The sequence below is a fragment of the Clostridia bacterium genome, from assembly GCA_024653205.1.
Lineage (GTDB): Bacteria > Bacillota > DSM-521 > Neomoorellales > SLTJ01 > JANLFO01.
This window is the reverse complement of sequence record JANLFO010000003.1, coordinates 58678-79074: the sequence shown is the minus strand read 5'-3', so window position 1 is coordinate 79074 and position 20397 is coordinate 58678. Positions and strand designations below refer to the sequence as shown.

At 65.8% G+C, this 20397-nt stretch carries 18 protein-coding genes; 16 read left to right on the top strand and 2 right to left on the bottom strand.

The window, feature by feature from the left end; all coding sequences use genetic code 11:
* Positions 1 to 3: 3 nt before the first annotated feature.
* The 16 genes from NUV99_02390 (at position 4) to NUV99_02315 (ending at position 18381) form a co-directional block, all read left to right on the top strand.
* Entirely contained in the window at positions 4 to 2226 is a 2223-nt protein-coding gene (locus tag NUV99_02390; protein ID MCR4418981.1) for a bifunctional 4-hydroxy-3-methylbut-2-enyl diphosphate reductase/30S ribosomal protein S1, read from the top strand.
* Positions 2227 to 3279, top strand: a complete 1053-nt coding sequence (gene fni, locus NUV99_02385; protein ID MCR4418980.1) for a type 2 isopentenyl-diphosphate Delta-isomerase — start codon at positions 2227 to 2229, stop codon at positions 3277 to 3279. It abuts the gene before it with no gap.
* Positions 3280 to 3350: 71 nt separating this feature from the next.
* Positions 3351 to 4085, top strand: a complete 735-nt coding sequence (locus NUV99_02380) for a DUF1614 domain-containing protein (GenBank protein MCR4418979.1) — start codon at positions 3351 to 3353, stop codon at positions 4083 to 4085.
* A complete protein-coding gene (locus NUV99_02375; GenBank protein MCR4418978.1) occupies positions 4082 to 5335 on the top strand; it encodes a stage II sporulation protein P in 1254 nt (417 codons plus the stop codon). The genes NUV99_02380 and NUV99_02375 overlap by 4 nt, the downstream gene beginning before the upstream one ends.
* A 1-nt stretch (position 5336) precedes the next feature.
* The gene (locus NUV99_02370) at positions 5337 to 6227 is read left to right on the top strand and encodes a YIEGIA family protein (protein ID MCR4418977.1); all 891 of its coding nucleotides are present in this window, start codon (positions 5337 to 5339) and stop codon (positions 6225 to 6227) included.
* Positions 6228 to 6303: 76 nt separating this feature from the next.
* The gene (locus NUV99_02365) at positions 6304 to 6495 is read left to right on the top strand and encodes a hypothetical protein (protein MCR4418976.1); all 192 of its coding nucleotides are present in this window, start codon (positions 6304 to 6306) and stop codon (positions 6493 to 6495) included.
* 161 nt (positions 6496 to 6656) lie between these two features.
* On the top strand, positions 6657 to 8003 hold the full coding sequence (locus tag NUV99_02360; GenBank protein ID MCR4418975.1) for a DUF512 domain-containing protein: 1347 nt from the start codon (positions 6657 to 6659) through the stop codon (positions 8001 to 8003).
* Positions 7988 to 9295, top strand: coding sequence for a ribosome biogenesis GTPase Der (gene der / locus NUV99_02355; GenBank protein MCR4418974.1), 1308 nt, complete (start codon positions 7988 to 7990; stop codon positions 9293 to 9295). Before NUV99_02360 ends, der begins: the two co-directional genes overlap by 16 nt.
* A 12-nt stretch (positions 9296 to 9307) precedes the next feature.
* Positions 9308 to 9904, top strand: a complete 597-nt coding sequence (gene plsY / locus NUV99_02350) for a glycerol-3-phosphate 1-O-acyltransferase PlsY (GenBank protein MCR4418973.1) — start codon at positions 9308 to 9310, stop codon at positions 9902 to 9904.
* Positions 9905 to 9925: 21 nt separating this feature from the next.
* Positions 9926 to 10963 (top strand): NAD(P)H-dependent glycerol-3-phosphate dehydrogenase, encoded by a 1038-nt coding sequence (locus tag NUV99_02345; protein ID MCR4418972.1) that lies wholly within the window; start codon positions 9926 to 9928, stop codon positions 10961 to 10963.
* A gap of 98 nt (positions 10964 to 11061) precedes the next feature.
* Positions 11062 to 12540 carry a stage IV sporulation protein A gene (spoIVA, locus tag NUV99_02340; protein MCR4418971.1) on the top strand — a complete coding sequence of 493 codons (1479 nt, stop codon included), beginning with the start codon at positions 11062 to 11064 and terminating at the stop codon, positions 12538 to 12540.
* A gap of 168 nt (positions 12541 to 12708) precedes the next feature.
* Positions 12709 to 13476 carry a HesA/MoeB/ThiF family protein gene (locus NUV99_02335; GenBank protein MCR4418970.1) on the top strand — a complete coding sequence of 256 codons (768 nt, stop codon included), beginning with the start codon at positions 12709 to 12711 and terminating at the stop codon, positions 13474 to 13476.
* Positions 13477 to 13780: 304 nt separating this feature from the next.
* On the top strand, positions 13781 to 15139 hold the full coding sequence (locus NUV99_02330) for an SIR2 family protein (GenBank protein ID MCR4418969.1): 1359 nt from the start codon (positions 13781 to 13783) through the stop codon (positions 15137 to 15139).
* 492 nt (positions 15140 to 15631) lie between these two features.
* A complete protein-coding gene (locus NUV99_02325; GenBank protein MCR4418968.1) occupies positions 15632 to 16564 on the top strand; it encodes a hypothetical protein in 933 nt (310 codons plus the stop codon).
* Positions 16565 to 16654: 90 nt separating this feature from the next.
* A complete protein-coding gene (locus NUV99_02320; GenBank protein MCR4418967.1) occupies positions 16655 to 17593 on the top strand; it encodes an ABC transporter ATP-binding protein in 939 nt (312 codons plus the stop codon).
* Positions 17590 to 18381 carry an ABC transporter permease gene (locus NUV99_02315; protein MCR4418966.1) on the top strand — a complete coding sequence of 264 codons (792 nt, stop codon included), beginning with the start codon at positions 17590 to 17592 and terminating at the stop codon, positions 18379 to 18381. Before NUV99_02320 ends, NUV99_02315 begins: the two co-directional genes overlap by 4 nt.
* Here the strand turns inward: NUV99_02315 and trpA are convergent.
* Positions 18356 to 19186, bottom strand: a complete 831-nt coding sequence (gene trpA, locus NUV99_02310; protein ID MCR4418965.1) for a tryptophan synthase subunit alpha — start codon at positions 19184 to 19186, stop codon at positions 18356 to 18358. The genes NUV99_02315 and trpA overlap by 26 nt on opposite strands.
* Entirely contained in the window at positions 19183 to 20394 is a 1212-nt protein-coding gene (gene trpB, locus NUV99_02305) for a tryptophan synthase subunit beta (protein MCR4418964.1), read from the bottom strand. The genes trpA and trpB overlap by 4 nt, the downstream gene beginning before the upstream one ends.
* Positions 20395 to 20397: the final 3 nt, after the last annotated feature.

Below are 20397 nucleotides of genomic sequence, written 5' to 3'. Positions count from 1 at the left end.
ACATTGGAGGTTAGAGTGGCTCCCCATGCCGGGTTTTGCCCGGGTGTGCGGCGGGCCATTCGGCTGGTTGAAGCCGAACTGGAGAAGGAGAAAGGCCCCCTGTATTCGCTGGGGCCGCTGATCCACAACCGCCAGGCCGTGGACTGGCTTCGGGAAAAGGGGCTGGAGCCGTTGGAAGATCCGGCGCAGATCCGGAGCGGCCGGGTGGTCATCCGTGCCCACGGGATCTCCCCGGCGGACCTGGCCGAGCTTCAATCTCGCGGCCTGGAAGTAGTCGACTGCACTTGCCCGCTGGTGCGGCGGGTTCAGGAGCGCGCCCGGTCCCTGGCGGAGCAGGGATACCGGGTAGTGGTGGTAGGGGAGAGAGATCATCCGGAGGTCAAGGGTATAGTCGGGTGGTCCGGTCCCGATACCATAGTGCTGGCGAGCGTGGCGGAGGCGGAAGGCCTGCCTCCCATGCAGAAAGTAGGGGTTGTGGCGCAAACTACCCAACCGGTTGAGCGTTTCCGGCAGGTAGTAGAGGTACTGCACAGGAAGGCGACCGAGGTAGTTGCGGAGGAGACCGTTTGCCAGGCTACCCGCGAGCGGCAGGAGGCGACCCGGAGGCTGGCCCAGGAGGCGGAGGTATTGGTGGTGGTCGGCAGCGCCGACAGTGCCAACACCGCGCGACTGGTGGAAATCTGCCGTGCTTCCGGCAAGCCCACCTACCGGGTGGAGGAAGCCCGCGATCTGTGTCCTCAGTGGTTAGCTCGCGCTTCCCGGGTTGGGGTAACGGCCGGTGCTTCAACCCCAGACTGGATTATCGAGGAGGTTGTGCGCAAGATGTGGGAGATCGAGGAGAACAAGGAGCAGCAAAACCTACCTGCGGAGGCGGCTAGCGCTGAGGCGCCACCGGAACCACAGGGGGAGGCGGGTAAGCCCGGGGAAGACCGGCCGGTGGAGGCCGGCGGGGCAGAGGCGGCCGAGCCGGAGGCCCGGGCTGCGGAGTCCGAAGAGAGTCCAGGTTCGGAGGCGCAGTGCGCGCAATCAGAGGAAGATGTCGGCGCCGGCTCCCGGGCGGCGGAGGCAGACGGGGAGAACCTGGGCCTGGAAGAGGCCATGGTGTCTTCCTTTACTTTCCGCCGCGGTGACATTATCCGGGGCACGGTCGTGCAGATAAATAACGGCGAGGTACTGGTAGACGTAGGTGCCAAGTCCGAGGGCATTATTCCTCTTTCCGAGCTTTCCTACCGGCGGATAGAGCGGCCGGAGGAAGTGGTCAAGGTGGGCGACGAGCTCGAAGTCTACGTGATCCGGCCGGAGAACGAGGAGGGGCACCCCATTCTCTCCAAACGCCGGGCGGACCGCAAGCGGGCCTGGGAACGCTTGGAAGAGGCCTACGAAAGCGGCGGGGTGATCGAAGCCCAGGCCTCGGAAGTGGTGAAGGGCGGTCTCCTGGTAGACCTCGGGGTACGGGGCTTTGTGCCGGCCTCGCTGGTGGGCCGGGGCTATGTGGAGGATCTGAACGGCCTGGTGGGCAAGACGCTCCGACTTAAGGTAATAGAGCTGGATCGGGGAAAGAACAAGGTGGTGCTATCCCAGAAGGCGGTGCTGGAAGAGGAGTACCAGAAGCAGCGGGCCGAAACCTGGGCCTCGCTGGCCGAGGGTCAGGTGAGAAAGGGCGTGGTGCGCCGGCTTACCAACTTCGGCGCCTTCGTGGACCTGGGCGGCGTGGACGGCCTGTTGCACGTATCCGAGATTTCCTGGGGACGGGTGGAGCATCCCCGGGACGTGCTCCAGGAGGGCCAGGAACTGGAAGTCAAGGTGCTGGGGGTGGACCGCGAGCGGGAGCGGGTCTCCCTGGGCCTCAAGCAGCTCCAGCCCAACCCCTGGGACACGGCGGCAGAGCGCTATCCGGCGGGCAGCATAGTTAACGGCAAGGTCCTCCGGCTTACCTCTTTCGGCGCCTTCGTGGAAGTAGAGCCGGGGATCGAAGGCCTGGTGCACATTTCCCAGCTCGCCGACCGGCGGGTGGAGAGGCCCGAAGAAGTGGTCAAGGTGGGAGACATCATCCCGGTGAAGGTGCTGTCGGTGGACCAGACCGCCCAGCGCATGAGCCTCAGCCTCAAGCAGGCCCAGCGGGAGACGGGTGCCCGTCAGCCGGCGGCGCGTCAGGAAACGGAAAACGACAGCGGCGGAGTAACCATCGGCGAATTGGTCGGCAACCTCTTTGAGGAAAGGCGGTAAATGAACCTCCGGGAAAAGAGAAAGCTGGACCATATACGCCTGGCACTCGAACTGGAGGGGGACGGCCGGGAAGCGGGATGGGAGGAGGTCCAATTCGTTAACCTCTCCCTTCCCGAGCTGGACCGGGCGGAGATCAGTACGGTTTACGACCTGTGGGGGAAGCCCTTGCGGCTTCCCCTTCTCATTAACGCCATGACCGGGGGCTCGGAGGCAAGCCTGGAAATCAACGCCGCTCTGGCCGAGGTGGCCCGGGAAACCGGGGTGGCCATGGCCGTAGGCTCCCAGCACGCCGCCCTGGAGGACCCGCGGTGGGCGGCCAGCTATGCCGTAGCCCGCCGCAAGAACCCCCGGGGAGTGTTGTTGGCCAACCTGAGCGCCCGGGCCACGCCGGAGGAGGCCCGGAGGGCCTGCGAGATGATAGAGGCCGACGGCCTGCAGCTGCATCTCAACGCCGCCCAGGAACTGGCCATGGCGGAGGGGGAGCGCTCCTTCCGGGGCCTGGCGGACAGTATAGCCCGGGTGGTGGCGTCGGTCCGGGTGCCGGTTATCGTCAAGGAGGTGGGCTTCGGTCTATCCCGGGAGGCGGTCATCCACCTCTACGCGCTTGGGGTCCGCTGGGTGGACACCGGCGGCCGGGGAGGAACGGATTTCCTCAGTATAGAAAGGCGCCGGCGGGGCGATTCCGGGTCGTCTTCGGCCGGGTGGGGGATACCGGCGGTCGCCTCGCTGGTGGAGGTTCTGGAGAGCGGCGTGCCGCTCAAGGTAATCGCTTCCGGCGGTATCCGCTCCGGCACCGACCTGGCCCGGGCCCTGGCCCTGGGCGCGGAAATGGCGGGGGCGGCCGGACCTTTCCTGCGCAGGCTCCGGGAGGGTTCGGCAGAGCAGGTGGTGTCCCTCATAAGGGCCTGGGAGGAGGAGCTGAAAGACGTGATGACCCTGGTGGGCGCGCGCACTCCCGTCGAACTGCGGCGCCGCCCGCTGGTGATAACCGGCGCCACCGAGGACTGGCTGAGACTTCGGGGAATAGACACTTCCCGTTACGCCCGCCGCTAAGAGCTGCATAATACTCATTCCTCCGGGGGAAGCTTAGAATGCTCGGGGATACTGCGGTAGGAGGGGTTTCTATGCCCGGCTTCCCTCTGGGAATGGTAGTCCTGGTCATAATTGCCGCCCTCATCTACTTCGGTTTTGCCCACCGGGTTCTGGACCGTCTCTACCTGGGAGACAGTGCCGCCCTGGCGGTGGTGGCGGCCATGGCGGTAGGCAGCTTTATCGATATTCCCCTCCTGCGAGGCCCCATAGACGTATCCCTGAACGTGGGCGGGGCCCTGATCCCCGTGGCGCTGGCGGTTTACGTCCTGGTGCGGGCCGGCTCGGCCCGGGAATGGGGGCGCGCGCTGCTGGCCATCGCCGCCACCGCCGGGGCAGTCTTCGTGCTCAACAGCGTGCTGGGCCGGGGCGACCCCTGGCAGCGGGGAGCCGACGTGCTAGACCCCCTGCTCGCCTATCCCTTGGTGGCCGGCGGCGTGGCCTACATTGTAGGCCGCTCCCGTCGAACCGCCTTTATCGCCGCCGTGCTGGGGGTACTCATCCTGGATATCGCCGACTGGATCCGGCTGACCGCAACCGGCCTGCCGGGAGCGGTAGCCCTGGGCGGCGCGGGGGTCTTCGACGTGATGGTGCTCTCCGGCGTGGTGGCCGTACTCCTGGCCGAAGTGGTGGGTGAGTTGCGGGAGAGGCTCCAGGGCGGAGTGGCAACCGCCGGCAGGCCGCGAAGCCTCCTGGCCGCCCTGCGGCCCCCGCGGTTTCGCCCTGCCGGCCCGGCCCGCAAGCCGGAACCGGGAGGCGAGGAACGGTGAGTAGGACCGTACCTCTGGTCTGCCTGGCACTGCTCCTGGTCTTGACGTCTACCACAGGCCCGGCCGGGACGGCCGCAGGCCCCATCGCCGCAGCCGCCGGGGAAGCGGACGAGCGCACCGACGGCACCTACTTTACCATCGTGGACGCGCACGGCCGGGTGATCGACCAGACGGCGAGGGTGGTACACGCCGGAGACGAGCTGATCACTTCCGACAACTACCGCTACCGGGTGGTGCGGGTATCGGGAGACACCGCCTACGCCGAACTGGTGGGCAAGGAGCGCCTGCAGTGGCGACCGCCCACCGCGGCCGGCTCCGGCGAGGGGGTGCTGGCAGTACAGGGCGGGGGCCGCAACCTGGTGGCGGTATACCATACCCACAGCGACGAGTCTTATCTTCCCACCGACGGCGCCAGCAGCCGCCCGGGGGACGGAGGCATCTACAGGGTGGGGGAGGTCTTCGCCGAGAAGCTCCGCACCCTGGGCGTGCAGGTGGAGTACAACAAGCAGCCCCACGAGCCCCACGATGCGGACGCGTACCGGCGGTCCCGGCGCACCGCCTTCCGCCTGGCGGAAAAGGGACCGGCGGCCATCGTTGACCTCCACCGGGACGGCATTCCCAACGCCGACACCTACCAGGCGCAGGTAGCCGGCGAGCCGGTGGCGAGGATAAGGCTGGTGGTAGGGCGGCAGAACCAGAATATGGGCGCCAACCTCGATTTTGCCAAACGGGTCAAGGCCTATCTGGACGAGCGCTATCCGGGACTGGTGCGGGGGATATTCCTGGCCCACGGGAACTACAACCAGGACCTTTCCCCGCACTCGCTGCTGGTCGAAGTGGGAACCTACACCAACAGCCGGGAGCGGGCCCAGCGGGGCGCCGCCCTGCTCGCCGAGGCTCTGCCCCGGGTGCTGGGAATTGCTGTGGCGCCTTCCCCCCTGGCTCCGGGTGCGATGGGGGCGGGTGCCGACTGGGTGTCGGTGCTCTGGGTGGTGATCGCCCTGGTGGCTTCGGTGGCCGGCTACCTCTACCTCAGCACCGGCAGCCTGGCCGGCATGAAGGAGCGCATGCGGGAGTTCCTGGCCCGGGAGTGGGGCAGGCTCGGCGGCCGGCCCCGGCGCTGGCGCTTCTACTGGCGTCTGAGGGAGCGGCCGGCGGCCAAGCCCCTGACGGGCCAAAAGGCGGAAGGTGAGACCCGGGGGGCCGAAACCGATCCCAACCGGCAGCGCGCGGACTACCAGAAGGACTGACATGGATTACGGCACGGCCATCATCCTCGGGACCGCGGCCGGGACCGCGGCCCGTTTCCTAATGCTGCGCAGCGACTACCGGCAATACCCCACCTATCCGCACGGGCACGTCACCCACCTTTCCCTGGGTTTTATCGCCGCCTTCCTTGGAGCGGTAGCCGTCCCGGCGCTCGAGGCCCGGGAGTTCACCGCCGTCACCTTCCTGGCCCTGGCCGCCCAGGAGTTCCGGCAGATCCGGGACATGGAGAGGAGGATGCTGGAGAAGCTGGAGGAAGAAGAACTGGTGCCCCGGGGCGCGGACTACATCGAAGGCATCGCCCGCACCTTCGAGGCCCGCAACTACCTGGCCATGCTGGTGGCCCTGGTCTCCAGCAGCCTTACCGGACTCTGGGGCTGGCCGGCAGGCCTGGCGGGGGCTGCCGCGGCCACGGCCGTGGCCGTCCGCTTCTTCATGCGCGGGGAGATGGTGGGGGACATCGCCGAGGTGGTACCGGCCCGGGCCTGGTTCGACGGCGCCTTCCTCAAGGTGGGCGAAGTGGTGATGATGAACGTGGGCCTGCCCCAGGCGAGGGAGAAGCTCCTGCGCGAGGGACTGGCGGTGGCAATCAAACCGAAGAATGATAACGCCCGCGCCACCCTGCACAACCGGGGACAGCGCCAGGCCATCGTTCATACTGCGGCCGCACTGATCGGCACCAAGCGGGAGATAGGGGAACCGGACTGGGCCCCGCTGGCGCGCAAGAACGTGGACACGGGCGAGATCGCCCTGTTTATCCTGCCGGCCGAGCCGGATCTTCCCGCCCTCATCGAGGCGGTCAAGCGGGTACCGGTGCTGGAAAGCGCCAAGCGCCGGCCCCTCGCCACCGCCGCCGGCCGCCTGGCACAGGACTAGGGGAACGGAGGGTGGGGGAGGAGCGGTCTTGCCCGCCCGGGCAGGCCCCGCCCCCGCGCGGCAGAAGGTGGGACGCATGGCCGAAGAGCGCATATTGGCCGTAGTGGTGCTGGAGGCCCAGCGGCACCGGGTAGCGGCAGGCGGCGCGCCGGTTTTCGTGGCGCCGGATGCCGGGGAGCAGAACCGAATGGCCCTGGCCCTGAGCCGCATCCTGGACGGGATGGTTCACGACCTGGAGAACGGGGTGTACGTGATAGTGCGTCACTAGTACGACCGGCCCGGCCGGGAAGCCCGGACCGTGCGCGCCGGCGGCGGTTTCGTTCCCGCCGGGCACCCGAAGCGCGGACGGGCGCGCCGGTCCCGCACTACCTTGACGCTCCTCCGGCAATGGGGGATAATGGGGCCAGCGAGCGGAGGTGAAGCCCGGGGGTGGCGGCAAGAGGAGGCCTGGTGGAAAAGGTGGAGCCGGGCAGCCCGGCGGCCAGGGCCGGGGTGCGGGCGGGGGAGCGGCTGCTGGCGATCAACGGGCAGCCCCTGCGCGATCTGCTGGACTACCGCTGGGCGGCGGCCGAACCGGACCCGGTGCTGGAGGTCGAGGGACCCTGGGGCCACCGGGAAGTAACGGTGCGCAAGGACTGGGACGAGGATCTCGGTCTGGTTTTCTCGGTCGACAGCTTCGACGGCCTGCGGCGCTGCCGCAACCGCTGCCTTTTTTGTTATGTGGACCAGCTCCCTGCCGGCCTGCGGCCCTCGCTCTACGTCAAGGACGACGACTACCGCTACTCGGTCCTGTACGGTAATTTCGTTACCCTGACCAACCTGACCGACCGCGACTGGCGGCGCCTCCTGGCCTTAAGACCGAGCCCGCTCTACGTTTCCGTGCACACGGTTGACCCGGTCCGGCGGGCCCTCTTGCTGGGCCTGGCCGAAGCGGAGCGGGCCGACGTCCGTCCGCCCCTGCTGCGGCTGGCCCGGGCGGGGATCGAGCTTCACTGCCAGGTGGTGCTCTGCCGCCACCTGAACGACGCCGCCTTCCTGGAAGAAACCCTGCGCTTTCTGGCCTCGTTGTGGCCCCAGGTCAGATCGGTGGCGGTGGTGCCGGTGGGCCTTACCCGCTACCGGCAGCGGCTCTTTCCGCTCGTCCCCTTCGACGCCGCCTCGGCCGTGGCGGTGCTGAACCAGGTACACAGGCGGCAGCACGAGTTTTTGCGCCGCCTGGGCAGCCGGCTGGTGTTCGCCGCCGACGAGTTCTACCACCTGAGCGGGTGGCCCTTTCCCCCGGCCGAGGAATACGAGGGCTTTCCCCAGCTCGAGAACGGGGTGGGCCTGGTGGCCGACTTCCGGGCCGAGTGGGAGGAAGAGCTGCGGCAGCTCTCCTACCGTCCCGAGCGCGGGCGGCCGGTGATGCTGGTTACCGGCCGGGCCGCGGCCGCCGTCTGGCTTCCGTTGTTGGCCGGCCTGCGGCGGCGCCGGCCGGGCCTTAGGATCGAGCTCCTGCCCGTCACCAACCGCTTCTTCGGCCCGTCGGTTTCCGCAGCCGGGCTGCTCACCGGCGGGGACGTCGTTCGGGCCCTGGCGCCCTTGCGCTCGCGGCTTCGCCGCGAAGGGACGGTGGTGTTTCTGCCCCGGGTTGCCCTGCGGGAGGGGAGCCTGTTCCTGGACGGTTATCGGCTGGAAGATCTGCAGCGGGAGCTTGGCGTTGAGGTAGTAGCGGTGGAACCCAGGGCCGGAGCCCTGCTCCGTCAGCTCGAGGTGGTGGCATGGGAAGACCGGTAGTGGCCATAGTGGGGCGGGCCAACGTGGGGAAGTCCACCCTCTTCAACCGGCTGGTGGGCCGGCAGGTGGCCATTGTGGAAGACCGCCCCGGCATCACCCGGGACAGGCTCCAGGAAGAGGTGGAGTGGAGGGGGAAATACTTCCTGCTGGTGGATACCGGCGGGCTGGGCTATCCGGACGGCCGCCTGGAGGAACAGGTAGAGAGGCAGGTGCAGCAGGCAGTCCGGGACGCGGACCTGTTGCTCTTCGTGGTGGACGGGCGGCAGGGCATAACCGCCGAGGACGAAGAGGTGGCCGACTGGCTCCGGCGCCAGGACCGGCCGGTGATCCTGGTGGTCAACAAGGTGGACGGCCCGGAGGCGGAAGGCCGGGCATGGGACTTCTTTCGCCTGGGGCTGGGCGAGCCCTTTCCCGTGTCCGCCCTGCACGGCAGGGGAACCGGGGACCTGCTGGACCGGGTGCTGCAGGAAATAGGCGGAGGGGCGGAGGAGGAGAAGGCCGAGGCCATTCGGGTGGCCATAGTGGGCCGGCCCAACGTGGGCAAATCCTCGCTGGTCAACCGGCTGCTGGGAGCGGAAAGGGTGGTGGTCAGCGAGGTGCCGGGCACCACCCGGGATGCGGTGGACGTCGAGCTGGTGCACGAGGGGCAGAGGTTCGTCCTGGTGGACACGGCCGGCATCCGGCGCCGGTCCCGCATCGATACTCCCACCGAGTACTACGGGGTACGCCGGGCGCTGCGGGCGGTGGAACGGGCCCAGGTGGTGGTCCTGGTGCTCGAGGCCCCTGTGGGCGTAACCTCTCAGGACAAGCGTCTGGCGGCGCGGGTCGCCGAGGCCCGCAAGGCCCTGCTGGTGGTGGTCAACAAGTGGGACCTGCTGGACGCGGGAGCGCGCCGGGCGTACCCCGCCCTCCTGGAACGGGAGCTGGCCTTCGTGGCCTGGGCGCCGCAACTGTACGTTTCTGCCCTGACTCGCCGCCGGGTAGCGGAGATCCTGCCCAGGGTGCGGGCGGTGTTTGCCGCTTCTGCCCGGCGCCTTCCTACCGCCGAGGTAAACCGCTTCTTCACCGAGGCAGTAGCCCTAACCCCGCCGCCGCAGAAGAGCCGCAAGCCGGCCAAACTCTTCTACGCCGCCCAGGCGGGTGTGCATCCGCCGACCTTCGTGCTTTTCGTTGCCCGCAGCGAGTGCTTTACTTCCGCCTATCTACGGCACCTGGAAGGGCGCCTACGCGAAGCCTACGACTTTGAAGGCACGCCGCTGAGGATACTGGTGAGGGAAAAGGGCTCGGTCTAAGGAGGGAGGACCTTGTCTTCTTACGTACTGGTACTGGTCGCGTGCTACCTTCTGGGGTCCATCCCCGTGGGGTACTGGACGGGACGGCTCAAGGGTGTGGACGTGCGGCAGCACGGGAGCGGAAACATCGGCATGACCAACGTGATCCGGGTGTTGGGCACGGCCGCCGGCCTGGCCGTGCTGCTGGGAGACGTGGCCAAGGGGGCGATAGCCGCCTGGTTGGGCCACGCCGTGGGCGGCCCGGTCCTGGCCGCCCTGGGCGGGCTGGCGGCGGTGGCCGGCCACAACTGGTCGATCTTTCTCGGGGGCCGGGGAGGCCGCGGCGTGGCTACCAGCGCCGGGGCCGTGCTGGCCCTGGCTCCCTGGGTGGCGGTTTCCGCGGTGGCGGTCTGGGCGGTCACGGTCCTGGCCACGCGCTACGTTTCCGTAGGCTCCATAGTGGCCGGGCTCTCCACCCCCGTATTCATGCTCCTTTACGGGCAGCCGGCAGCCTACGTCCTGTTGGGAGCGGCCGTGGCCGCGCTTATCGTCCTGCAGCACCGGCCGAACCTGCGGAGGCTGCGCCAGGGTACGGAGTTCAGGGTGGGATCAGGCAGAAGCGGACGCTAGCGCCGGCGGGGAGGGAGAAACGTGGGCGAATGTGTGGCGGTCCTGGGGGCGGGCAGCTGGGGTACCACCCTGGCGGTGCTGCTGGCGGAGAAGGGGTTTCGGGTGGCACTGTGGGCCAGGCGCCGCGAGGCGGCCGAGGAACTGCGCTGGCGCCGGGAGAACCTGGCCTATCTCCCCGGAATCGTGATCCCCTTTGAGGTGCTGGTTACCGCCGACCTGGAGGAGGCATTACATAGCGCGGATGTGGTAGTGCTCAGCGTCCCTTCGCACGCCGTGCGCGAGACCGTCCGCCGGGCGCGGCCGTACCTGCCCGCGCCTGCGCTGCTGGTCAACACCGCCAAGGGGCTGGAAGAGGGCACCCGGCTCCGGCTCTCGCAGGTAATAGCGCAGGAACTGGGCGGGGATGCTTCGGCCCGCGTGGCCGTGCTTTCCGGGCCCAGCCACGCGGAGGAGGTGAGCCGGCACTTTCCCACCACGGTGGTGGTAGCCTCGGCCGACCCGGGTACTGCCGAAGCCGTGCAGGACCTTTTCGTGACCCACCATCTACGGGTATACACCAATCCCGACCTGGTGGGGGTAGAGCTGGGCGGGGCGCTCAAGAACGTGATCGCCCTGGCCTCCGGTATGGCCGACGGGCTGGGCTTCGGGGACAACACCCGGGCGGCGCTCATCACCCGCGGCCTGGCCGAGATCACCCGGCTGGGCGTGCGCCTGGGGGCCAGCCCCCTTACCTTCGCCGGCCTGGCCGGGTTGGGCGATCTGGTGGTCACCTGCACCAGCCCGCACAGTCGCAACCGCCAGGCCGGCCTGCTGTTGGGTCGGGGCCACACCCTGGAGCAGACCCTGCGCCAGGTAGGTATGGTGGTGGAAGGCGTGCGCACCACCCGCGCCGCCTGCGAGCTGGCCCAGGCCCACGGGGTGGAGATGCCCATCGCCCGCGAGGTCTACCGGGTGCTCTTTGAAGGCTGCCTCCCGCAGGAAGGCGTGGCCCGCCTGATGCTGCGCAGCAAGACTCGCGAAGTGGAGGATTTGGCTCCCTTCTTCCCCGGCGGCCGGTAATATTGTTCCTGCCGGCTCATATAAATATAGTGTCCAGGCGTGCCAAATCCAGGAACAGTCGGTGGGGCCGGCGGGCCACACGGCCAGGGGGGAGAAGGGTGGAACAGCACGATATTTTCCGGGACATCGCCGAGCGTACGGGCGGCGACATTTACGTAGGCGTAGTGGGGCCGGTACGTACGGGCAAGTCTACCTTCATCAAGCGTTTTATGGAGCTTCTGGTTCTTCCCAACATCAGAAACCCCAACGAGCGCGACCGGGCCAAGGACGAATTGCCGCAGAGCGGCGCCGGTCGCACCATTATGACCACCGAACCCAAGTTCATTCCCGACGAGGCGGTAGAGATCACGGTTCGCGAAGGCGTACCGATGCGCGTGCGAATGGTAGACTGCGTGGGGTACACGGTGGAGGGAGCGCTGGGATACGAGACCGAAACCGGTCCGCGCATGGTACGAACCCCGTGGTTTGACGAGGACATTCCCTTCCAGCAGGCGGCGGAGCTGGGCACCCGCAAGGTGATCGCCGATCACTCGACCATCGGGGTGGTGGTAACCACCGACGGCAGCGTGACCGACATTCCCCGGGAGAATTACGTCTCTGCCGAGGAGCGGGTGGTGTGGGAGCTGAAGGAGCTGGAGAAGCCCTTCCTGGTCCTGCTCAACTCCGCCCACCCGCTGGCGGCGGAAACCGTGAGCCTGGCTCAGGAGCTGGAGCAGCAGTACGGGGTGCCGGTTATCCCGGTGGACTGCCTCAACCTGGGCGAGTCCGACCTGCTAAACATCCTGGAGCAGGTGCTCTACGAGTTCCCGGTGGTAGAAGTCAACGTGAACCTGCCTCTGTGGGTGCAGGAGCTGGAACCGGAACACTGGCTGCGGCGCCGGCTGGAGGAGGCGGTGGCCCGGGAAGTGGATCAGGTGCGGCGCCTGCGGGACGTTGACCGCCTGGTGGAAAACCTCGGCCGGGAAGAGAAGGTGGCCCGGGCGGCTTTGAAGCACATGGACCTGGGGACCGGCGTGGCCACGGTGGAAGTGGCGCTGGAGGACGGAGTATTCCACGGCATTCTGGAAGAAGTAAGCGGGTTGAGCATTCGCGGCGAGCACGAACTGCTGCGCCTGATGCGCGAGTTGGCCCTGGCCAAGCGGGAGTACGACAAGGTGGCGGCGGGTCTGGCCGAGGTGCGCAACACCGGCTACGGCATCGTCACCCCCGGTGTAGACGAGATGGAACTCTCCGAGCCCGAACTTATCCGCCAGGGCGGGCGCTTCGGCGTGAGGCTCAAGGCCACCGCGCCCAGCTACCACCTGATCCGGGCCGACATCACCACCGAGATCACGCCCCTCATCGGCACCGAGCGCCAGTGCGAGGAACTGGTGCGCTACATGCTGGACGAATTCGAGGACGATCCCCAGAAGATATGGCAGACCAACATCTTCGGCAAGCCGTTGAGCCAGCTGGTGCGGGAAGGAATCCAGAGCAAGCTCTACCGCATGCCGGAAAACGCCCAGGCCAAACTCAGGGAGACGCTGGAGCGCATAGTCAACGAGGGCAGCGGCGGCCTGATATGCATAATCATCTAGAACCGGGGGCGGCCGGACTTCTTGCCCGTCGGGACGGTCCCGCCCCCGGCTCCGGTGCCGGCGGGCCTGCCGCGGTTCGCCCCCGGCCCCACCTTCATATAGTATAATATTGTCTAGTCGAACCGGCGAGTACGTTACCGTCCGAATCTCGGGATGAGGGGAGAAAGGGTGAAAGCATCCGGACTGACTCCTGAGCAGCAGGCGCGCTACTCGCGCCAGCTTGTCCTGCCCGAGGTAGGGGAGGCGGGCCAGGAAAAGCTGCGCCGGGCCAGGGTATTGATCGTAGGCGCCGGAGGCCTGGGCTCCCCGGCGGCGCTCTACCTGGCGGCCGCCGGCGTGGGCACCCTGGGGCTGGTGGACGCCGACCGGGTAGAGCTTTCCAACCTGCAGCGCCAGGTTCTGCACGCCACCGGCCGGATCGGCCGGCCCAAGGCCCTCTCGGCGAAGGAGGCCGTGGAAGCCCTCAACCCCGAGGTGAGGGTTGAGCCTCACCCGCTCACCCTTTCTCCGGACAATGCCCTTTCCCTCGTCGCCAGTTACGATCTGGTGATCGACGCGGTGGACAACCTTCCCAGCCGCTACGTGGTGAACGACGCCTGCCATTCGGCCGGAAAGCCGCTGATTGAGGCCGGGGTCCTGCGCTGGGAGGGCATGGTGACCACCATCCTCCCCGGGCAGAGCCCCTGCTACCGGTGCCTCTTCCCGGTTCCGCCACCGGCCGGCGCGGTGGCCGGCGCCCGCGAGGCCGGGGTAATGGGCGTGGCACCCGGCGTCATCGGCGTCATTCAGGCGGCGGAGGCGCTAAAGCTCATCCTGGGGGCGGGCAGCCCCCTTGCCGGCAGGCTCCTTCTTTTCGACGCCCTCTGCATGTCCTTCCGGGAAGTGAAGATAGAGCGCAACCCCGACTGCCCCTTATGCGGCACCGGGCGCCGGTAATTCCTCCATGAGTTGCCAGATAGTAGGAGGAATCCTGTCGTCGACCTCGAATGATATCTAGGAGGCGACGTGTCGAAGATACCGGCGGCTGAGGCTGGTCGATGGCCGAAGGCGGCGCGACGCTTGGTTGCCCGGCGTGGACTGTAGGTCCAAAGGGGTACAGGGTGTAAAGAATTCGCCGTGCAATCGGAACACTGAGCCGACGAGGGACTGGAACGGTTTGTGACCATAATCAACAGCTAGAGGCGAACGAGCGGTAAACCATGAGGGTGGAACCGCAAAATCACTACTAGGAGGTGATGAAATGGCAGACATTTCTCCACGACAACAACATGTATTGACAAGATTGGAACAATACCCCCCTGTTACATTTGCCATCCGCATTATGCATGAGTTTCTACAACGGAAACCAGAGGACGAACCGTTGGATCCGAGGTGGGTAGAGATATGGCGAAAGTATGAGGTATTCGCAGATAGGTTCCCTCCGGCTATAATCAAGGAAATCAGTCAAGCGATAATGTCAGTAGAAGAGGAACCTGTAATAGATAAAGAAGTATGGGGCATAAGGGTTAGTAATGACACTAAGGTTACCTTCTTGCTAGGTGCTGGAGCTTCTGCCTACTCAGGCATCCCCACGGTCAAGCAGTTGCTGCCGGAGCTGTGGAATAGAGCGAGAAAAATAGGCCGTGAAGACTTGGAGAACCTACGCAGGTGGTGTGACAGGCGACAAATAAAGAATATAGAAGATCTGCTGACTGCCGCTTATGTTTCTGATTTTATCGCTAAGAACAGACATATTACTGCCCTAGTTGATTATTTCTTGTACTCTATGGGTCAAGAAGTTGGTGGGGAGGGTGAAACCTTCGGAAGCATTAGGCGAATTATGGCAGACGTATCGTCCATTGGTTTTCTCCAGGATACTCTACAAACGTTGTTTGGTCTCCTAACGAGTACTATGATTGCTGCACCTCCTAATGAAACACACAAGGCCATTGTTAATTTCATTCAAAAGCATAATCACACAACGATTATTACAACGAACTATGACGGTTGCATGGATGAAGCACTGCTAACTGAGAAAATTACCCTTAGAGGAACGATTAGCGGAAAAAACGAAGATAATCCGAATGCCGTTCAATTGATCAAAATGCACGGCTCTATAAACTGGTCATACTGTAGTTCCTGCCAGGATGTACGCGAATTTAATTTGCTTGAAGTGAAGAAAATATTCGAGGCGGACACACTTAGTTACCCGGTACTCGGCATTTGCAAAAAGTGCGGCGGCTTGCGTCGGCCGCTGCTAGTTCCTCCTCTATCATTCAAGTTCTTAATGTTTCCAAGCTTGGTAGATATATGGAATTATGCAAGGCAGAGCATTGAAGAAGCAGCTGTCCTGATAATCGTTGGATACTCATTCTCTGAATCTGACGCCTACATAACCAAGATCATCTCGAGATCTATGGCAACGAATGAGAATCAGAAGATGATCGTGGTTGACACTGACGCAAGTTTGGTACCTGCGTTAAGGGGCCGATTCGATGTGCATATCGATCGCTTTGACCATGGTAGAATACTTAAGGCCTGCGGAACATGTGAAACAGTATTGCCCAGGATTCTCGACTCAATGCTTGCTAATGGTCATGGCAACGAGCAAGCCCAGTAATTCAAACAACTACCAGGATCGTACTTCTGTATTATGGATGCTTGCTGTCTCTCAGCCTTTATCGTAAAAACGGCCTTCTTGTGAGCTGCTTCCGTCAGGATTGGGAGCGTACGATTTTAGTCCGTTAGACCATTGCCCTAATGTGCTCAGGGGGGGTGCAGAGGCGTTGGCGGTCAATGTGATCGTGCTGAAAAAAGGGGATTGAACCGGACGCGGGCCTACCCATTTCGACTGCGCTTGGCTGCAGCGTGTCTGAGAGAAGCCTGGCGCCGGCCGTCTGGAGAGCCATGTCTCGGCCGTCACGTTTCCCAAATTGACCTGGTAGACAATGACGTCGGAGCCTGTATCCGGGGACTTACCATGCCGGATTGCAGTGAATCCCAGCCCGGCTTGGGGAGGGAAAATTCTCTCGGGCGAGAACTATAGGGGAGAGGGAAAACGGCGGGTCCGGAGGGCTCGCGGCCATTCGTCCGAGAGAGGGGAGGAGGCCTTTTGTCTCGAGGCTCAAGGCGGGCAGGGGTTCTTGTAGCCAAGATAGTGCTGCTCGCGGTGGTATTGGCGGTTTGTACCCCCCTATTCTCCGTCCTGGTAGGCGTGCCGGCCGCAGGGGAGATCGACGCGGAGGCCTTGGCGGCCGAGGGGGGCCGCACCCTGGCGCTGCTGTTCCTGGTCGGCCTGGCCGAGGCGGCGGTGATGACCTACCTGATCCTGCGGGCGCGACAAACCGGCTGGGCACTGGCGGCCACGGTGTTCGTGGCCTTTTTCGGCCTTAACACCCTGATTAACCAGCTGGAATCCCTGGTATACCTGGGCCTGCCGCCGGACACCGTAACCCGGCTGATTGGAGCGGGCGCGCTGGTGGCCGCCGTCTTTGCGGTAGCGGCGGTGGCCCTGCTGGGGAAGTGGCAGGCCCGGCTGGTGGCCGCACCCAGGCTGCCGGGTTTACGCCGTTCGGCCTGGGGCTGGGTCTGGCGGCTGGCGGCGGTAGCGGGAATCTACGTGGCGTTATACTTCTGCTTCGGATACTTCGTGGCCTGGGCAAGGCCCGAGGTGCGCGCCTTCTACGGCGGTGCCGAGGCCGCCAGCCTCGTCGCCCAGGTGGCTGCGGTGTGGGATTCTACTCCCTGGATGTTTGCCTTTCAGGCCTTTCGCGGCCTGCTTTGGGCTGTCCTTGCCCTGCCCGTGATCGGAGTGCACCCGGGCGGGCGCTGGGAGGTATGCCTGGCCACGGCGATGCTTTTCTCGGTCTGGAGCCTGCAGCTGCTGCTGCCCAACCCGTACATGCCGGAGGCGGTAGCCAGGATCCACCTGATGGAGCTGGCGGGGTCCAACCTGGTTTTCGGCGCTCTGACCGGCGCGATCCTGGCCCGATCGGGGCCGCGGCCGCAGGCCCTTGCGGTTCCCTCCCGGGGGTTCCCCTGGTAGACGTTCCCGGCCCGGCTGTCCGGGGCGGGAGGCTCCTGGCAGAGGGGCCCGTTTCTTGCCGCCGTGGCCGGTTTCGCGGGTGACGCGCCGATGTACGCACCGGAGAACGAATACGCAGTAACGGCCAGAGGCCTGGCCAAGGATTTTTCCGGCCTTAAGGCCGTGGACGGAATCGATTTTGCCATCTCGTACCGGGAGTGTTTCGGTTTCCTGGGGCCCAACGGCGCCGGCAAGACCACCACCGTAAGGATGATCTGCTGCTCCCTGCCTCCGGGCGGGGGCGAGTTGCGGGTTCTGGGACGCTCACCGCTCAGGCAGGCCCGGGAGATCAAGCAGCGCCTGGGAGTGGTTTCCCAGAGCGACAATCTCGATCCCGAGCTGACCGTGCTGGAGAATCTGCTGGTCTACGCCCGCTACTTCGGCCTGAAGGGTGCGGAGGCCCGAAGGCGGGCGTGGGAACTGCTGGAATTCATGGATCTGGCCGATAGGGCTAACCGGCCGGTGGAGGAGCTTTCCGGCGGGTTGAAGCGGCGGCTCACCCTGGCCCGGGCCCTGGTGAACCGGCCGGCCCTGTTGGTTCTGGACGAGCCTACCGCCGGTCTGGACCCTCAGGTGCGGCAGCTGGTGTGGCAGCGGCTGCGCCACCTGAGGGAAGAGGGGCTCACGCTGATACTGACCACCCACTACCTGGAAGAGGCCCACGCCCTGTGCGACCGCCTGGCCGTAATGGACCGGGGTCGGATACTGGAAATTGGGGAACCCCAGGCCCTGGTGGCCAAGCACATCGGCCGGCAGGTGCTGGAGGTAAGCGTGGCACCGGAGTGGCAGGCGGAGCTGTTGGAGCGCCTGCGGCCGTACTGCCGGGATTACTACCGGGTGGGCGAGGTATTCTTCTTTCCCTTCGACGGCGACGGCCTTTCCGAAGAAGTCCTGCCGCGGCTTTCATTTCCTCTGCCGTACCGCCGGGTGCGTCCCGCCAACCTGGAAGACGTGTTCTTCAAGCTGACCGGGAGGGGGATAGGGGATTGAAGAACCCGCTGCCCCTGTTCCTGTGGCCGAGGCTCACCCCTCTGGTCTGGACCGTATGCTACCGCAACCTGGTGGTCTTCAAGAAGAACTGGAAGTCCAACCTCATGTTCAACTTCATCGAGCCGGTGCTGTACCTGGTGGCCATGGGGTACGGCCTGGGGAGCTACGTCCAGAACATAGAGGGCATGAGTTACCTGCAATTCGTGGCCCCGGGTCTGGTGGCCTCCTCGGCCATGTGGGCCACGGCGGCCGAATGCACCTACGACAGCTTCGTGCGGCTGCATTACCAGCGGGTGTACGAGGCCATTACCGCCACGCCGGTGAGCGTAGAGGAACTGATTGCCGCGGAGATGTTCTACGGCGCCTTCAAGAGCGTGCTCTACGGTTCGGTAATAATCGTCGTGCTCTGCCTGCTGGGTCTGGTGGCCTCTCCCTGGGTCTTGCTGGCGCCGCCGGTGCTGGCCCTGGCCGGCCTGATCTTCGCCGAGCTTTCCATGGTCTGGACCAGTTTTGCCCCGCGAATCGAGACCTTCAACTACTTCTTCACCCTCCTGATCACCCCCATGTTTCTCTTCGGCGGGGTTTTCTTTCCCGTGGAAGGTCTGCCGGCCGTGGTGCGCAGCCTGAGCTGGCTCACCCCGCTCTATCACTCGGTGGCCCTGGTACGGGCGTTCGTCCTGGGGGCCGTGAGCTCGTCTCTCTGGACCCACGCCCTCTGGCTGGCCGTGGTGGCCGGCCTCCTGTTCAACCTGCCGGTCCGGCTCATGCGCGGCCGGCTGGTGAAGTAGGCCCGGCGCGGCGGGGGTCGGCGGCGCTGTTATCCAGCGCCTGCCTCAACTGCCGGGCAAACCGGGTGAGTTCCGAGCGCCAGTTCTCTCCCTGACCCATTATCTGCACGATGCGGCTTCCCACTATGACCCCGTCCGCCAAGCGGGCCACTTCGGCCGCCTGCCCGGGCGTGGAAATGCCGAAGCCCACGCATACCGGCCGGCGGGTGTGCTGCCTGACCGCCGCCACCAGGTCGGCCAGTTCCGGGGGCAGGGTGTCGCGGGCGCCGGTAACGCCGGTAACGGAAACCAGGTAAATAAAGCCGGTGGAGCGGCCGGCCACCAGACGGATGCGCTCCGGGGTGCTGGTGGGGGCCAAGAGGTAGATCAGGTCCAGCCCGTGCGCCCGGCAGGCGGCCTCCAGTTCGCCGCCTTCTTCGGGGGGAAGATCCGGCACGATTAGGCCGTCGATCCCTGCCCGGGCGCAGTGGGCGCAGAAGGCCTCCGGCCCGTAGCGCAGCACCGGGTTGTAGTAGGTCATGAACACCAGGGGGATTTCTACCTGCCGGCGCAGTTCCCGGGCCATCTCCAGGCACCGCTCGGCGGTAGTTCCGGCGCTCAGCGCCTCGTGGCTGGCCTTCTGGATGGTAACCCCGTCGGCCAGAGGGTCGGAAAAGGGGATGCCCAGTTCCACCAGGTCGGCACCTTCGGCTGCCAGCAACCTCACCGCTTCCAGGGTGGCCCGCTCATCCGGGTAGCCCGCGGTAAGGTAGGGTATGAGGGCAGGCGGGCGGCCGGGCGAGAATATCGCGCCGATGCGGCTCATAGTCTCCCTCCTAGGGCGGAAGCCACGATGTCCATATCCTTGTCGCCCCGTCCGGAAAGGTTGACCAGGATCGACTTTGCCGGGCCCAGGGCGGGGGCCAGGCGGGTGGCGTAGGCGAGAGCGTGGGCCGGCTCCAGGGCGGGGAGGATGCCTTCCGTCCGGCAGAGGAGCCGGAAGGCCTCCAGAGCCTCCTCGTCGGTGACCGCCACGTATTCGGCCCTGCCGACGGATTTGAGAAAGCTGTGCTCGGGCCCCACCCCGGGATAGTCCAGCCCGGCGGAAATGCTGTGGGTGGTGCCGATCTGTCCGTGCTCGTCCTGCAGCAGGTACATCTTGGCGCCGTGCAGCACCCCGACGCTCCCGGCCACCAGGGAGGCGGCGTGTTCGCCGGTATCCAGGCCCCGCCCGCCGGCCTCCACGCCCACCAGGCGGACCTGGGGGTCGCGGATGAAGGCGCTGAAGATCCCGATGGCGTTGGAGCCGCCTCCCACGCAGGCGATCACGCAGTCGGGCAGGGCTCCGGTCTGCTCGAGCATCTGTTCCCGCGCCTCCCTGCCGATTACCGCCTGGAACTCGCGCACCATCACCGGGTAGGGATGGGGCCCCACGGCCGAGCCCAGGAGGTAGTGGGTGGTGCCCACGTTGGTTACCCAGTCGCGGATGGCCTCGTTGATGGCGTCCTTGAGGGTGCGGCTTCCGGCCGACACCGGCCGCACCTCGGCGCCCAACAGCCGCATGCGGAAGACGTTGAGGGCCTGCCGCCGCACGTCCTCCTCGCCCATGTAGACCACGCACTCCAGCCCGAGCACGGCGCAGGCCGCCGCTGACGCCACCCCGTGCTGGCCGGCACCGGTTTCGGCCACGACGCGGTGCTTGCCCATTCTGCGGGCCAGCAGGGCCTGGGCCAGGGCGTTATTGATCTTGTGGGCGCCGGTGTGGGCGAGGTCCTCCCGCTTGAGGTAGATGCGGGCTCCGCCGCAGTGGCGGCTAAGCCTCTCCGCAAACCACAGCGGGGTAGGGCGCCCGGCCCAGCGTCTGAGGAGTTCCTCCAGTTCCCGCCGAAACCCGGGGTCGGCGACGGCCTGCTGATAGGCGCTGGTCAGCTCTACCAGCGCGGGAACGAGCACCTCGGGAACGTAGCGGCCGCCGAAGGGGCCGAAGTAGCCCCGCGCGTCGGGCAGATCCTGTGCGGTATCGAAAGCGTTCAAGTC